General features: G+C 75.1%; 12 protein-coding genes. 4 read left to right on the top strand and 8 right to left on the bottom strand.

All coding sequences use genetic code 11. The features are described from left to right. Nucleotides 1–90 precede the first annotated feature (90 nt). Nucleotides 91–1,491, bottom strand: a complete 1,401-nt coding sequence (locus tag VKK44_RS15550; RefSeq protein ID WP_343441804.1) for an MBL fold metallo-hydrolase — start codon at nucleotides 1,489–1,491, stop codon at nucleotides 91–93. A 127-nt stretch (nucleotides 1,492–1,618) separates the two neighbouring features. After that, nucleotides 1,619–1,888, bottom strand: coding sequence for a metal-sensitive transcriptional regulator (locus VKK44_RS15545; RefSeq protein ID WP_091064957.1), 270 nt, complete (start codon nucleotides 1,886–1,888; stop codon nucleotides 1,619–1,621). Nucleotides 1,889–2,120: 232 nt separating this feature from the next. Between VKK44_RS15545 and eccB the strand changes: the two genes are divergently transcribed. Further along, nucleotides 2,121–3,503: a type VII secretion protein EccB gene (gene eccB / locus VKK44_RS15540; RefSeq protein ID WP_343441803.1), complete on the top strand. Its 1,383-nt coding sequence runs from the start codon at nucleotides 2,121–2,123 to the stop codon at nucleotides 3,501–3,503. Between the two features lie 80 nt (nucleotides 3,504–3,583). Here the strand turns inward: eccB and VKK44_RS15535 are convergent, their stop codons facing one another. From VKK44_RS15535 to VKK44_RS15515, 5 genes are read right to left on the bottom strand one after another with little or no spacing between them, the layout of a single operon-like run. Continuing rightward, nucleotides 3,584–4,186 carry a class I SAM-dependent methyltransferase gene (locus VKK44_RS15535; RefSeq protein WP_343441802.1) on the bottom strand — a complete coding sequence of 201 codons (603 nt, stop codon included), beginning with the start codon at nucleotides 4,184–4,186 and terminating at the stop codon, nucleotides 3,584–3,586. Between the two features lie 23 nt (nucleotides 4,187–4,209). Beyond that, nucleotides 4,210–4,812, bottom strand: coding sequence for a phosphoesterase PA-phosphatase (locus VKK44_RS15530; RefSeq protein ID WP_343441801.1), 603 nt, complete (start codon nucleotides 4,810–4,812; stop codon nucleotides 4,210–4,212). A gap of 30 nt (nucleotides 4,813–4,842) precedes the next feature. Next, a complete protein-coding gene (locus VKK44_RS15525) occupies nucleotides 4,843–5,709 on the bottom strand; it encodes a carbohydrate ABC transporter permease (RefSeq protein ID WP_107162409.1) in 867 nt (288 codons plus the stop codon). After that, the gene (locus tag VKK44_RS15520; protein ID WP_343441800.1) at nucleotides 5,709–6,668 is read right to left on the bottom strand and encodes a carbohydrate ABC transporter permease; all 960 of its coding nucleotides are present in this window, start codon (nucleotides 6,666–6,668) and stop codon (nucleotides 5,709–5,711) included. Before VKK44_RS15520 ends, VKK44_RS15525 begins: the two co-directional genes overlap by 1 nt. Then, nucleotides 6,665–8,056: an ABC transporter substrate-binding protein gene (locus tag VKK44_RS15515; RefSeq protein ID WP_343441799.1), complete on the bottom strand. Its 1,392-nt coding sequence runs from the start codon at nucleotides 8,054–8,056 to the stop codon at nucleotides 6,665–6,667. The genes VKK44_RS15520 and VKK44_RS15515 overlap by 4 nt, the downstream gene beginning before the upstream one ends. 123 nt (nucleotides 8,057–8,179) lie before the next feature. Here VKK44_RS15515 and VKK44_RS15510 point away from each other — a divergent pair, with 123 nt between their 5' ends. From VKK44_RS15510 to VKK44_RS15500, 3 genes are read left to right on the top strand one after another with little or no spacing between them, the layout of a single operon-like run. Next, nucleotides 8,180–9,217 (top strand): zinc-dependent alcohol dehydrogenase, encoded by a 1,038-nt coding sequence (locus tag VKK44_RS15510; RefSeq protein ID WP_343441798.1) that lies wholly within the window; start codon nucleotides 8,180–8,182, stop codon nucleotides 9,215–9,217. A gap of 1 nt (nucleotide 9,218) precedes the next feature. Next, on the top strand, nucleotides 9,219–10,037 hold the full coding sequence (locus VKK44_RS15505; protein ID WP_343441797.1) for a sugar phosphate isomerase/epimerase family protein: 819 nt from the start codon (nucleotides 9,219–9,221) through the stop codon (nucleotides 10,035–10,037). Then, nucleotides 10,034–11,377 (top strand): MGH1-like glycoside hydrolase domain-containing protein, encoded by a 1,344-nt coding sequence (locus VKK44_RS15500; protein WP_343441796.1) that lies wholly within the window; start codon nucleotides 10,034–10,036, stop codon nucleotides 11,375–11,377. Before VKK44_RS15505 ends, VKK44_RS15500 begins: the two co-directional genes overlap by 4 nt. 150 nt (nucleotides 11,378–11,527) lie before the next feature. Here VKK44_RS15500 and VKK44_RS15495 read toward each other — a convergent pair whose 3' ends face one another. Beyond that, nucleotides 11,528–13,672, bottom strand: a complete 2,145-nt coding sequence (locus VKK44_RS15495; protein ID WP_343441795.1) for a molybdopterin-containing oxidoreductase family protein — start codon at nucleotides 13,670–13,672, stop codon at nucleotides 11,528–11,530. Nucleotides 13,673–13,986: the final 314 nt, after the last annotated feature.

The following is a 13,986-nucleotide window of genomic DNA, read 5'->3' as shown; positions in this document are numbered from 1 at the left end:
TGGTTCCGGGCAGGGGGCATCGCCGGCCGGCGCGTCGCGCGCCGGCCGGCGCGTCGCGCGCCGGCCGGGCGTCGGGCTGGGCAGGTCAGGTCAGGCGGCGGGGGCCATCCGGACGCCGGACGCCTCGGCGCGGGCGAACGCGTCGTCGATCAGCACCACGTCGCGGCCGGCGTTGGCGAGCAGGGACGCGGCGGCGGTGGCCCGGTAGCCGGAGCCGCAGTGCACCCAGACCGTCCCGGTGGGCACGTCGGCGAGCCGTCCGGGCAGGTCGGGCAGCGGGACGTGCACCGCCCCGTCGACGTGCCCGGCCCGCCACTCGTTGGTCATCCGGACGTCGAGCACGACCTGCGGGGCCGGCAGTCCGGCCGGGGTGTCGCCGGCCTGCGCGGCGGCCAGCGCCGGGAAGTCGGCCACGGTCAGCTCGCGCAGCTCCGACCGGTCGCCGGCCCACTGCCCGGGGTCGCCGGTGGCCTGCGCGGCCGGCCGGTCGATGCCGATCCGGACCAGCTCCCGCTGGGCGTCGGCGACCTGGTCCGGCGTCTGCGCCAGGAGCGTGATCGGCACGCCCCACTCGATCAGCCAGCCGAGCCACGTCGACATCGGCCCGTCCAGGCCCAGGCTGACGGTGCCGGCCAGGTGCGAGGCCGCGTACGCCCTGCGGTGTCGCAGGTCGACCACCCACTCGCCGGCGGCGATCCGGCGGCGCAGCTCACCGGCGTCGGCGCGGGCCGCCGGCGTGAGGTCGACCGGGGCGGGGCCGGCGGCGTTCGCCACGCCCATGTGCGCGTAGTAGGCCGGGTAGGCGTCCAGGCCGGCGAGCGTCTCGGTGACGAACCGGTCGGCGGCCAGCCGCAGCACCGGGTTGGCTGCCTTCTCCCGGCCGATGGTGGATTCCGGGGCGTCGGCCTGGCTGGCCGAGCAGAAGCTGCCGAAGCCGTGCGTCGGCCACACCTGCGCGCCGTCGGGCAGCAGGTCGACCAGCTTGCGGGCGGAGGCGTGCTGGTGATGGGCCAGTTCGTGGGCGTGCCGCTGGCCGAGCAGGTCGGTACGCCCGGTGGTGCCGAACAGCAGCGAGCCACCGGTGAACACGCCGACCGGACTCCAGCCGCCGTCGCCCGCCTCGTCCAGCACGTACGACAGGTGGTGGAAGGTGTGGCCGGGCGTGCCGACCACCCGCAGCCGCAGGCCGTCCGACACCGGCACCACGTCGCCGTCGGTCACCGGCATCCGGTCGAAGCCGACCTCGTCGGCGGCGGCCACCAGGTAGTGGGCGCCGGTGATCCGGGCCAGCTCCCGCCCGCCGGAGACGTAGTCGTTGTGCAGGTGCGTCTCCACCACGTGGGTGATCCGCACCCCCTGCGCGCCGGCCAGGTGCAGGACGCGGTCGATGTCGCGCTGCGGGTCGACCACGAGCGCCACCCGGCCGTCGGACGCCAGATAGCTGCGGTCGCCGAGCGAGGACGTCGCGATGGCGGTCACTTCGGTGGTCACGTGCCGTTCTCCTCTCCTTGTCCCCACATACCCCCGGGGGTATGTGGGGCGCAGACTCCGGCCCGGGTCCGGGCGCGGATTACCCGCCCCCGTCGCGATCAGGCGACGAGGGCGGAACTCGGTGGGGTCAGGCCAGGGAGAGGAAGAGCTTCTCCAGCTCCTCCTCGGTCATCTCCGGCTCCTCGCCCGCCTGGCGGGCGGTGCCGCAGTGGCGCATCCCGGAAGCGATGATCTTGAAACCGGCCCGGTCGATGGCCTTGGAGACCGCGGCGAGCTGGGTCAGCGCGGCCCGGCAGTCCTCGCCGTTCTCCATCATCTCGATCACGGCGTTGAGCTGCCCCCGGGCCCGCTTGAGTCGGGTCAGCGCGTCGCCGGTCATCTCGGGTCGAAGCTTCACGTCCCACCTCCTGCCCGAACCATACCCCCGGGGGTACCCCACCCGCCACGGCCCCACCCGCCCGGGCTCCGACCACCCCCTTCCCGGTGATCAAGGGATCTGCGTCACCGCGGGCGGCCGTCCCGGACGCGAACTCCTTGGTCAACTTCGTGGGGCGGGGGCAACGCAGGGTCGCCGGAGGGTCGACGCAGCGCTTATCCTGTGCGGCGACTAGCCCGGTGGAGGGGACCTGATGGCGTCGCGGCAGGACCAGCTGCACTCGTACCAGTTCACCGTGCAGCGGGCGGTCGCCGCGCTGGTCATGCGGGAGACCGATCCGGCGCAGTCGCCGTTCCGCCGGTTGGCCGGCGCCGGCCTGGCCAGCGTGCTGGTCGCGGTGATCGCGCTCGGCGGGGTGGCGCTGTACGGCCTGTTCACCGGTGGCGGCAGCTCCTGGCGCGACACCGGCGCGGTGATCGTGGAGAAGGAGTCCGGCGCCCGGTTCGTCTACCGCGACGAGAAGCTGCACCCGGTGCTCAACTACGCCTCGGCTCTGCTGATCATCGGGGCGGAACGGCCGAAGACGGTGCTGGTCACCCGCCGGGCCATCGACGGGGTGCCCCGTGGGCTGCCGCTCGGCATCGCCGACGCCCCGGACTCGCTGCCCGCGCCGAACCGGCTGGTCGGCGACGGCTGGACGCTCTGCTCGTCGGTGACCGTGGAGGCGGGCCGGGCCGAGGCCCGCTCGGCGCTGCTGATCGGGCGGGCCGCGGCCGGCGGGCGGGCGCTCGGCGACCAGGGCCTGCTGGTCCGCCACCCGGACGGCGGCCTGCACCTGCTCTGGCGCGACCGGCGCTACCTGCTGCGCGACACCGACCGGGTGCTCGCCGCGCTGGCCGCCACCCGGGAACGGGCCGTCCCGGTGGCGGCGGCGCTGCTCAACACCGTGCCGGCCGGCGCCGACCTGGTCCCGCCGCCGGTCGGCGAGGTCGGCGCTCCCTCGGCACGGGTCCCCGACGCCACCGTCGGCGACGTCTATCTGGTGCGCAACTCCGGCGGCGGCCGGCAGTACGCGGTGGCCGAGCGCGACGGCCTGGCCGGCATCACCGAGTTGCAGGCCGCGCTGCTGCTGGCCCGCACCGGCCAGGGCGAGCCGCAGCCGATCACGCTCGGCCAATTCGCGGCCCTGCCGAAGCTGCCCGACCTGGTGCCGGCCGGGCCGGGCGCGCCGCCCGCCGTGCCGCCCCGGCTCGCCACCGCCGATCCGGGCGCGCTCTGCGCGCGGGCCGGTGACGACACCGGCGTACGCGAGATCCGGCTCGGCGTCACCGCACCGGACCCGGCCGCCGCCGCGCGTAGCCCGGGGGGTCGGGGTGGGCTCGCCGACCAGGTCGTGGTGGAGCCGGGGCGCGGGGCGCTGGTGGAAGCGGTGGCTGCCCCGGGCGCGACCGGCGGCACGCTGTGCGTGGTCACCGACCTGGGCCGGCGGTACGCGCTGGCCGGCGCGGACGTGCCCGGCATGCTCGGCTACGCCGGAGTGCGGCCGGTGCGGTTGCCGGCGAGCCTGGTGGACCTGCTGCCGGCCGGCAGTCCGCTCGACCCGGCAGCCGCCCGCGCGGTGGCCGCCCCGGCCTGACCGGACGCGACCCGGGCCGGCCGCCGCGCAAGCCGGGCCGGCTGCCGCTCAGGCCGGCTGCCGCTCAGGCCGGCTGCCGCTCAGGCCGGGCGGCGCAGCACGGTCACCGCGAACCCGGCGTCGTCGTGCCAGGGGCGCAGGTCCCAGGTGGCGAAGCGGTGCTCCAGGCGCAGGCCGGCGGCGACCGCGTCGGCGTCCAGTTCGGCGACCGGGTAGCCCCGGTCGGTGCCGAAGCCGACCACCACCGCGCCGTCCGGGCGCACGTGCGCGGCGATCCGGGCCAGCACGGCGGGCTCGGTGCCGGGGGCGACGAACGTCATCACGTTGCCGGCCACCACCGCCGCGTCGAACGGCTCGGGCTCGCCCTGCCCCGACAGGTCCAGCTCGGCCAGGTCGGCGACCAGGAACCGGGGGCCGGGGTGGTCGGCGCGGGCGGCCTCCACCAGCGTCGGGGCGGCGTCGACGCCGACGACGGTGTGGCCGCGGTCGGCCAGCGCGGCGGCGACCCGGCCGGTGCCGCAGCCGGCGTCGAGGATCCGTGACCCCGGCGGCACGAGCGCGTCCAGCAGGCGGGCCTCGCCGGCCAGGTCCGCCCCCTCGGCGGCGAGGCGGCGGAACCGGTCGACGTACCACTGCGAGTGGCCGGGTTCGGTGTCGGTCACCCAGCGGGTCGGCTTGCCCATGGCACCACCGTAACTGATCTTGTTCAGGTCAGCGCGAGGAACGTGGCGGCGGCCAGCGGCGCGCCGAGCGCAGCGCCGGCCAGCACCTGCGGCCCGGTGTGGTCGCGCAGCCGCACCCGCGACCAGCCGACCGCCGCCACCAGCGGCCAGCCCAGGTGCGCCACCGGCCCGAACAGCAGCACCAGCACGCTCACCGTGGCGGCGGCCACCGCCACGTGGATGCTCAGCTTCCACCAGTGGTTGACCAGCGTGCAGGCGGCCCCGACCACGAAGATGACCACGATCACCGCGAACAGTTCGGCCGGCGCGCGCAGCGCCGCCAGCAGCAGCAACCCGACCGCCACCGAGGCCAAGCCGACCGACAGCGGGCGGGCCCGCTGCCGGTGGTCGCCGACGTGCCGGTCGGTGAGCCGGCCCCGGCGTACGCCGTGGACGATCACCCCGACCGGGATCACGGCGCAGAACAGCAGCGCGGTGCCGCCCCAGAGCAGCAGGTGGGCCGGGGAGCGGCTGACCCGGGCGGCGGCGACCAGCGGCAGCGCGGTCACCAGGACGCCCGGGGCGAACACCTCGGTGAGCAGGCGGGCCAGCCGCGCGCCGGCCGGGCGCTCCCGTAGTGATCGCACCGGGTCATCCTGGCATGCCGCCGCGCCTGCTCAACCCTTCTCGGCCCCGCTGGTGAGTCCCTCGGTCAGCAGCCGTTCGCCGGCGAAGAACAACACCACGATCGGCAGGGTGAGGATGACCGAGCCGGCCATCAGCACCGTCTTGGGCACCTCGACGCCGTCGGCGAGCAGCGACAGCCCCAACGAGACGGTCCACCGGTCCGGCCGGTCGACCAGGAACAGCAGCGCGAACAGGAACTCGTTCCAGGCGATCATGAAGTCGTACAGCGCGACCGCCATCACCGACGGCGCGGCCAGCGGCAGGCTCACCCGGCGGATGATCCCGAGCCGGCCGGCACCGTCGATCGCCGCGGACTCCTCCAGACTGACCGGGATGGTCTCGAAGTAGTTCTTGAGCATGTAGACCGAGACCGGCAGCGTCTGCGAGATGTAGACCAGCACCAGCCCGAACAGCGACCCGCGCAGCCCGGCGCGGCTGAAGACCACGAACAGCGGGATCGCGATGACGATCGACGGGAACAGGTAGACCGCCAGGAACAGCGCGCTGACCTGCCGGCGGCCGAAGAACCGCAGCCGGGAGACCGCGTACGCGCCGGGGATGGCGACCACCAGCGTGAGCACGGTCGCGGCCAGCGCCACCAGGCCGCTGTTGCGGATGAACGTGAGGAAGCCCTGACCGCCGCTCTCGACGGACTTCAACACCTCGGCGTACGTGGCGACGGTCAGCTCGCCGAACGGCACCCAGAGCGAGCCGGGGTCGAGCAGCAGGCGTTCGATCGGGCGTACCGACAGCACCAGCATGTACCAGAACGGCAGCAGCGTGACCAGCAGGAAGCCGGCGATCACCAGCCGGCGCAGCCAGCGCAGGCTGACCGTCTCGATCCGGTCGCGGTCCATCACGCCTCCCGTTTGGCGCCGAAGAAGCGCAGGTAGATGGCCACGAACACGAGCAGCACCACGGCCAGCACGACCGCCTGGGCGGCGGCGGCGCCGATGTCGGTGCGGGCGGTGAGGAACTGGTAGACCCGGACGCTGACCACCTCGGTGCCGGCCGAGCCGCCGGTGAGCAGGTAGACGTCGTCGAACTTGTTGAACGTCATGATGAACCGGAGCACGCCGAGCAGCGCGATCACGGGCATGAGCTGCGGCAGCAGGATGTGCCGGAAGCGTTGGGTCGGTGTCGCGCCGTCGACCCGGGCGGCCTCCTCCAGCTCCGCCGGCACGGCCTGGAGCCGGGCCAGCAGGAACAGGAACGCGAACGGGAAGTAGCGCCACGCTTCGAACGCGATCACGGTCCACAGCGCGGTGGACTCCTGGGACAGGAACGCCACCGGAGCGTCCCAGCCGAGGAAGCGCCGTCCCCAGTCGTTGACGATGCCGAGCTGCGGGTCGAGCATCACCTGCCAGACGAACGTCATGGCGACCACCGGCGCCACGTACGGCAGCAGCATCGACGCGCGCACCAGCGTACGGCCCCGGAACGGCCCCCGGACGGCGAGCGCCGCCACCAGGCCGACCACTATCGAGCCGGCGGTGCCGCCGACGCTGTAGACCACGGTGGTCCAGAGCGTGTCGGCGAACCCTGGGGTGTGCAGCACCCGGTCGACGTTGTCCAGCGTCAGTTCGCCGAACAGGCCGGTCTTGCGCAGCGTCGCGAGGCGTACCCGCTGGAAGGCCAGCACCACGGTCCACACGATGGGTATGCCGATCACCGCGAGCACGACGAGCAGGGTCGGCGCGACCAGCGCGAGCCCGGCGCGGGACTCGCGGCGGCGCAGCGTCAGCGGGCGGCGGCCGGGCCGGCGGGGCCGCTCCGGGGTGGGGGAGCGGCCGGCCTCCGGCGCGACGGTGGTCAATTGACGCCCTTGGCGATGGCCTCGACGTCCTTCTTGGCGCGCTCGGCGGCGGCCCGGGCGTCGGACTTGCCGCCGACCACGTCCGCGAGCGCCTTCGGCACCGGCAGCTCGCCGAGGATGGCGCCGACCAGCTTGCCCTGGCCCTGGGTCAGCCCCCAGCGCTGGAACGTGTCGGGGCTCTTGCGCAGCGTGGCGAGCACGTCGTCGCCGTAGACGGCGGAGAGCGGCTTCTTGGTGTCCACGCCGGCCGGGCTGGTGTTCCACAGCGTGCGGAACTTCTGCTTGTCCTCGGGCGTGCCGGTGCGCACCGGGAAGCGCCCCTCGGGGGACATGCCGAACCAGCGCGGGTAGCCGTCGGAGAGCATGTACTCCACGAAGGACGTCGCCGGGTCGGCCGCGCCGTCGAGCACCGCCCAGGAGCTGACCTCGCCGTACTGCGCCGGCTCGGTGCCGTTCGGGCCCTTGATCGCGGTGACGAAGCCGCTGTTCTTCGCCAGCCACGTCGGGTCGGCCTGGCACTGCGGGCAGGTGGGCCGCGCGTCGTTGCGCAGGCCGGCCAGCTCGTCGAGGACGAACGGCGACCAGATCAGCATGGCCGCCTTGCCGGCGAAGTAGGTGGCCCGGGTGGTGTCGACGTCCTGCGCGCCCTTGACCGAGTTGTTCCGCATCAGGTCGCCGTAGAAGCGGAATGCCTCCACGCACTGCGGTGAGTCGAGCGTGACCTTGCCGGCGTCGTCGGTGAGCTGGCAGTTGTTGGCCAGCGCGAGGTGCTCGAAGGTCTGCTGGGTGAACACGTCGCCGGGGGCGGTCGCCGCGGTGATGCCGGCGACGCCGCCGGTGTTCAGCTTCGCCGCCGCGGCGGCGATCTTCTCGTACGTGTCGGGGGCGGGCAGGCCGGCGGCGTCGAACAGGTCCTTGCGGTAGACCAGCAGTTGGCCCCAGCCGTCGCTGGGCACGGCGAGCTGGGTGCCGCCGTCGCTGGTCAGCTCCAGCGCGCGGGGGGAGAACGTGTCCCGCCCGAGCTTGTCCACGACCGCCTTGTTCGCGTCCGGCTCCAGCAGCTCGTTGCCGGCGAGCGTGCGGATGCCGGCGAGCGACACCGAGCCGACCACGTCGGGCAGGTCGCCGGCGGCGGCGCTGGACGCGATCAGCGACGGGAACTGGTCCTCGTTGACGGTGACGAGGTTGACCTTCACGCCGGTCTTCGCGGTGTAGTCGGCGATGATCGCCTTGGTGGCGTTGACCCGGTCGGCCACGTCCTCCAGGCTCCAGACGGTGATCTGGGAACTGTCGGATTTCTGCCCGTCGTCGCTGCAGGCGGTCGCGCCGGCCCCGGCCAGTGCCAGGATCAGGCTCGACGCGAGCAGCCGTGTGGAGGGTGATGGCATCGGCGGCACTCCGTTCTCGAAAGTACACGGCACACCATCAATACCCACCGATTCATCAATCTAATCACATATGCCCATTTTTTGGGTTAGAATCGAGGCCGGTACTTTCTTCGGAGCGACGCCATGGCCAACTGGGTTGTCTCGCTCGCCGGGCCCCGCAGCGTCCGCCTGGAGCCCTGTCCCCCGGACCGGCTCGGCCCGGGTCAGGTCCGCGTCCGCACCTGCTACTCCGGCATCTCCGCCGGCACCGAGCTGACCCTCTACCGGGGCAGCAACCCCCGCCTCCGCAAGGACTGGGACGCCACCTCCCGGATGTTCGTCCCCCGGCAGGCCGCGCCCGCGTACCCCGTGGTGGGCTTCGGCTACGAGGAGGTCGGCGAGATCCTCGAGGTCGCCCCGGACGTCGCCGACCGCCGCGCCGGCCAGCTCGTCTGGGGGATCTGGGGGCACCGCGCGGAGGCCGTGCTCGCCGCCGCCGCGACGCATCCGCTCGCCCCCGGCCTCGACCCGCTCGCCGCCGTCTTCGCCCGTCCCGGCGCCATCGCGCTGACCGCGGTGCTCGCCGGTGACCTGCACCTCGGCGACTGGGTCGGCGTCTTCGGCCAGGGCGTGATCGGGCTGCTCGGCACCCGGCTCGCGGTGCTGTCCGGCAGCCGGGTGGTGGCCGTCGACCGGATGCCCGGACGGCTCGCGCACGCCACCCGCCTCGGCGCCCGCCGGGTGGTCGACGCCGCCGGCGACTCGGCCGCCAGCGCGCTGCGGGCAGCCACCGACGGTCGCGGCGCCGACGTCTGCCTGGAGCTGTCCGGCGCGTACCCGGCGCTGCACGAGGCGATCCGGGCCACCGCGCCCGCCGGCCGCGTCGTCGCCGCCGGCTTCTACCAGGGGTACGCCCACGGGCTGGAACTCGGCGAGGAGTTCCACCACAACCGGATCCAGCTGGTGGCCGCCCAGGTCTCCGGCCCCGACCCGGCCCCCGGCACGGCCGGCCGGTGGTCCGGGACACGGATCGCACACACCTTCATGGACCTGGTGGCGGAGGGCAGCGTCGACCCGCTGCCGCTGGTGAGCCACGTCGTCGACGCGGGCGCGGTGGCCGACGCGCTGGCGTTGCTCGACCGCGGTGACGGTGACGTCCTCCAAGTGGTACTGAGGTTCTGACATGGACATCCCCCTGGCCTGCCAGGAGCAGTTGCTCCCCGGCGCCGACCTGACCGACAAGTACGCCCTCGCCGTCTCCCTCGGCTACCGGGGCATCGAGCTGCGCGGGCGGGGGGACCTGGCGTTCGCCCGGCGGCTGCCGGAGCTGCGCCGGGCCCACGCCGCCGGGGTGGTGACGCCGACCGTCTGCGTCGAGATGGACCACTTCGTCGGCGACTTCGACCCGGCCCGCTCCCGGGACGCGGTGCGCAACCTGCGGTCCCAGCTCTCCGTGATCGCCGAGCTGGGCGGCATCGGCGCCATGACGCCGGCCGCCTGGGGCATGTTCTCCCGCCGGCTGCCGCCGTTCGAACCGCCCCGGTCGCCCGAGGCCGACCGGCGGGTGCTCGTCGACGCCCTGGGCGAGCTGGGCGAGCACGCCCGGTCCGAGGGGGTCACCCTGTTCCTGGAACCGCTCAACCGGTACGAGGACCACATGGTCAACCGGCTCGACCAGGCGGTCGAGCTGTGCCGTGCGGTCGGGTCGCCCGCGGTCCGGGTGGTCGCCGACACCTACCACATGAACATCGAGGAGGACGACCCGTGCGCCGCGCTGCGCGCCGCCGCGCCGTACCTCGGGCACGTGCAGGTCAGCGACTCCAACCGGTACCAGCCCGGTGCCGGGCACCTGGACTGGACGGCGCTGCTGGACACGCTCGCCGGACTCGGCTACCCCGGCTGGCTGGCGCTGGAGTGCCGGCTGCGCGGCGAGCCGGTCGCCGCGCTGCGCCAGGCCGCCACCGTGCTGACCCCGGCCCGGCCGTGGCGGGCCGCCGCGTGACCGGCAGCCTGGCGGCCGGGGTGCGGGCCGGCGCCGAACGCGACGCCCGGCTGCGCCGGCTCGCGCTGGCCACCCTGGACGCCAACTGGGAACACGACCACACCGTGCCGTCGCGCACGCTCTACCCGCACCAGTGGAGCTGGGACTCGGCGTTCATCGCGGTCGGGCTGGCGCACGTGCGACCGGACCGGGCCTGGCGCGAGCTGCGCACGCTGTTCGCCGCCCAGTGGGTCGACGGGCGGGTGCCGCACATCGTGTTCAACCCGGCGCCGCACCTCGGCCCGTACTTCCCCGGGCCGGCGTTCTGGGACTCGGCGTGCGCCGAGGGCGCGCCGCCGGTGGCCACCTCCGGCATCGTCCAGCCGCCGGTGCACGCGCCGGCCGCCTGGCTGGTGCACCGCCGGGCCCCCTCCGAGGCGTCGGTGGCCGCGCTGCGCCGGCTCTACCCCCGGCTGGTCGCCCAGCAGCGCTACCTGACCGGGCGGCGGGACGTCGGCGGCGGCGGGCTGGCCGCCATCGTGCACCCGTGGGAGTCCGGCCTGGACAACAGCCCCGCCTGGGACGCCCCGCTGGCCGCGGTGCCGGCCGACGAGGCGGTGATGCGCGCGTACCGCCGGCACGACACCACCCACGCCGACGCCACGCACCGGCCCACCGACCTGGACTACGCGCGGTACCTCGCGCTGGTGGACAGCTACCGGGCCGGCCGCTACCGGGACGAGGGACTGCTCGGACGGCACCCGTTCCTGGTGGAGTGCCCGCTGGTCAACGCCGCGCTCGGGGTCGCCGAGTACGCGCTGGCCCGGATCGCCACGGTCATCGGCGCCGACCCGTGCCCGCACCGGGACCGGGCCGCCCGCCTCACCGAGGCGCTCGTCACCCGCCTGTGGGATCCGGTCACCGGCACGTTCCAGCCGCGTGACGTCCGCACCGGGCGGCTCGTCCGGGCGCGTACCGTGCTCGGGTTGCTGCCGCTGGCCCTGCCCGACCTGCCGGAGCCGCAGGTGCGGGCCGTACTGGCCGAGGCGTGCTCGCCCCGCTTCGGCCTGGCCGCCCGGATGGACCGGCCGCTGCCCACGTACGACCGCACCGCGCCGGATTTCGAACCGCTGCGCTACTGGCGCGGGCCGAGCTGGGTGAACACCGGGTGGCTGCTCTGGCAGGGCCTGCGGACCCACCGCCGGGCCGACCTGGCGGCCGGGCTGCGGGACTCCCTGCTCGACCTGGTCGACGGCGCCGGCTGCCACGAGTACTTCCACCCGGACACCGGCGCCGGTCTCGGCTCACCGGCGTTCAGCTGGACCGCCGCGCTGGTGCTGGACGCGCTCGCCGAGGGCTGACCGCCGCGGTCCGGCCGCCGGCCCGGCGGCGTCACCTCCGGGCCGCTGCCGTCGGCCGGCGGGTCAGGCGATGCCGGCCGGCACGCCGCCGCCGAGCCGCAGCGCCGACCCGGGGCGCACGGACCCGCCGACCGGGCCGAAGGTCCCGGCTCAGCCGAGGGGCGCGGCGGCGCCGGCGTCGACGGCCGGCCCGGTGACCCGGTCGACGCCCGGCTCGGTGGGCGGGTCGACGGTCAGCAGCTCGGCCGGCACCGGCTCCACCTCGACCCGGCAGTCGTGGAACGTGGGCGCCCCACCCAGGTCGGCGTCGCGGACCGCGGTCACCGCGTTCACCGTGGACCGGCCGGGGCTCAGCCGCGCCCAGTACGCCTTGTAGGTGAACGCCACCCCGGGCCGGGTCCCCTCGTCCACCGCGACCGCGGCCAGGAACGCGCCCCGGTCGTTGTGGACCCGCACCGCGTCGCCGTCGGCCAGGCCGCGCGCCGCCGCGTCGGCTGGGTGCAGGTGCACCCGGGGCGGCCCGGCCCGGCGGGCGTGCCAGGGCAGCGAGGCGAACGTGGAGTTCATCAGGTAGCGGCCGGCCGGGGCGAGCAGCACCAGCGGGAAGCGCCGGGCCAGCGCCGGGTCGGCGGCCTCGACCGGTGGGGTGTAGCCGGGCAGCGGATCCACCCCGAGCCGGGCCAGCGCCGGGTCGTGCAGCCGGGCCCGCCCGTCCGGGGTGGGGAAGCCACCGTCGGCGAACGGCGCGGAGCCGACCGGCACGCCGGTGAGCCGGGCGTACGTGCGCTCGCGCAGCTCCTCGAACGTGACCGACGTGCCGGCCAGCAACTGCCGGGCCAGGTCCTCGTCGCTGTCCCGGAACGCGGGGTGGTCGACGCCGAGCGCCACCGCGATGCGCCGGAAGATCTCGGTGTTCGGCAGCGCCTCGCCGGGCGCCCGGGTGGCCGGCAGGTTCAGCGTCGTGTAGTGGTGCCCGTAGGAGGTCTGGAGGTCGAGGTGCTCGGGCTGCATGGTGGCCGGGAGCACCACGTCGGCGTGGTCGCAGGTGTCGGTCCAGCGCTGCTCCAGCACCACGGTGAACAGGTCGGCGCGGCGCAGGCCGGTGAGCAGCCGGGTCTGGTCCGGCGCGGTGGCCGCCGGGTTGGCGTTGAACACCACCAACGAGGTCACCGGCGGGTCGGCCGCCCCGGTGAGCACGGCGGCGAGCCGGCTCATGTTCACCGACCGGGCCGGCGGTGCCGGCATGCCGGCCGGCCGGATCACCGGCCCGTTGTCGACCGGGTGGTGCCCGCTGGTGGTCACCAGCGCACCGCCGCCGGCGTACCGGAAATCGCCGGTGACCAGCGGCAGCGCGCAGATCGCCCGGATCGCCTGCCCGGCGCCGGCGTGCCGTTGCAGGCCGAGGCCGACGCGCACGGCGGTGGGCCGGGTGGTGGCGATCCGCTCGCCGAGCCGGCGCACGGTCTCCGCGGGCAGCCCGCACTCGGCGGCGGCGCGTTCCACCGGCCACTCGTCGAGCCGGGCGGACAGTTCGGGCCAGCCGACGGTGTGCCCGGCCAGCCACCGCTCGTCGGCCGCCCCGGCGTCGCGGACGTGCCGCATCAGCCCGAGCGCGAGCGCCGCGTCGGTGCCGGGCAGCGGTGCGACGTGCTCGTCGCTGCGGGCGGCGGTCTCGGTGCGCAGCGGGTCGATCGTCACCAGGTACGCGCCGCGCTCGCGCGCCTGCTGCACGAACGGCCACAGGTGCAGGTTGGTGGCGAGCGGGTTGGCGCCCCAGAGCACGACCAGCCGGGCGTCGACGATCGACTCCGGCTCGAAGCCCACCGGGCGGCCGAAGACGGACCGGGTGGCGGCGTTCGCCGCCGCCGTGCAGATGGTGGTGTCCAACCGGGACGCCCCCAGGTACGCGAACAGCCGCGGCCCCATCGTCCAGCCCTGGACCAGCCCCATCGTGCCGGCGAAGTAGTAGGGCAGCACCGACTCCGGCCCGTCGCGTTCGATGCTGGCCCGCAGCCCGGCCGCCACCCGGCCCAGCGCCTCCGCCCAGCTCGCCGGCCGGTAGGACACCGGACCGACGCCCTTGGGGCCGGTGCGGATCCAGGGGGTGGTGAGCCGGTCCGGGCCGTTGACCGCGTCGAGGTAGCGGTTGACCTTGCCGCAGAGCGCGCCCCGGGTGAACGGGTGGTCGCGGTCGCCGCGCAGCGCGACGGCCCGGCCGTCCGCCACGGTGAGCTGCCAGACGCAGGTGTCGGGACAGTCCAGGGGGCAGGCGCCGGGATGGGTGACGGTGGCCATGCGCGGATGCTACCCACGCCGCCGAACCACCGAGTGCCACGGAACGGCCCACCCAGGAAGAACGACCCGCCCCCGCCTCCCCGCCGATCTTGCAGTTGCTGCCCGCGAGACGTCGGATCGGTCGCTTTTGTCGGGGCGGCAAGTGCAAGATCGCGGGCGCGGGCGCGGGCGCGGGCGCGGGCGCGGGCGCGGGCGCGGGCGCGGGCGCGGGGGCGGGGGCGGGCGGGGCGAGGGCGGTGGAGGGTGGGGTTGTTTGGTGGGGGTGGGGTGGGGTACTCGCCGGGGCCGGCGGGGCGGGGGTTCCCGGATCGTCG

The organism is Micromonospora sp. DSM 45708 (assembly GCF_039566955.1).
Taxonomy (GTDB): Bacteria; Actinomycetota; Actinomycetes; order Mycobacteriales; family Micromonosporaceae; genus Micromonospora.
This window is presented reverse-complemented; position numbering and strand designations above follow the sequence as displayed.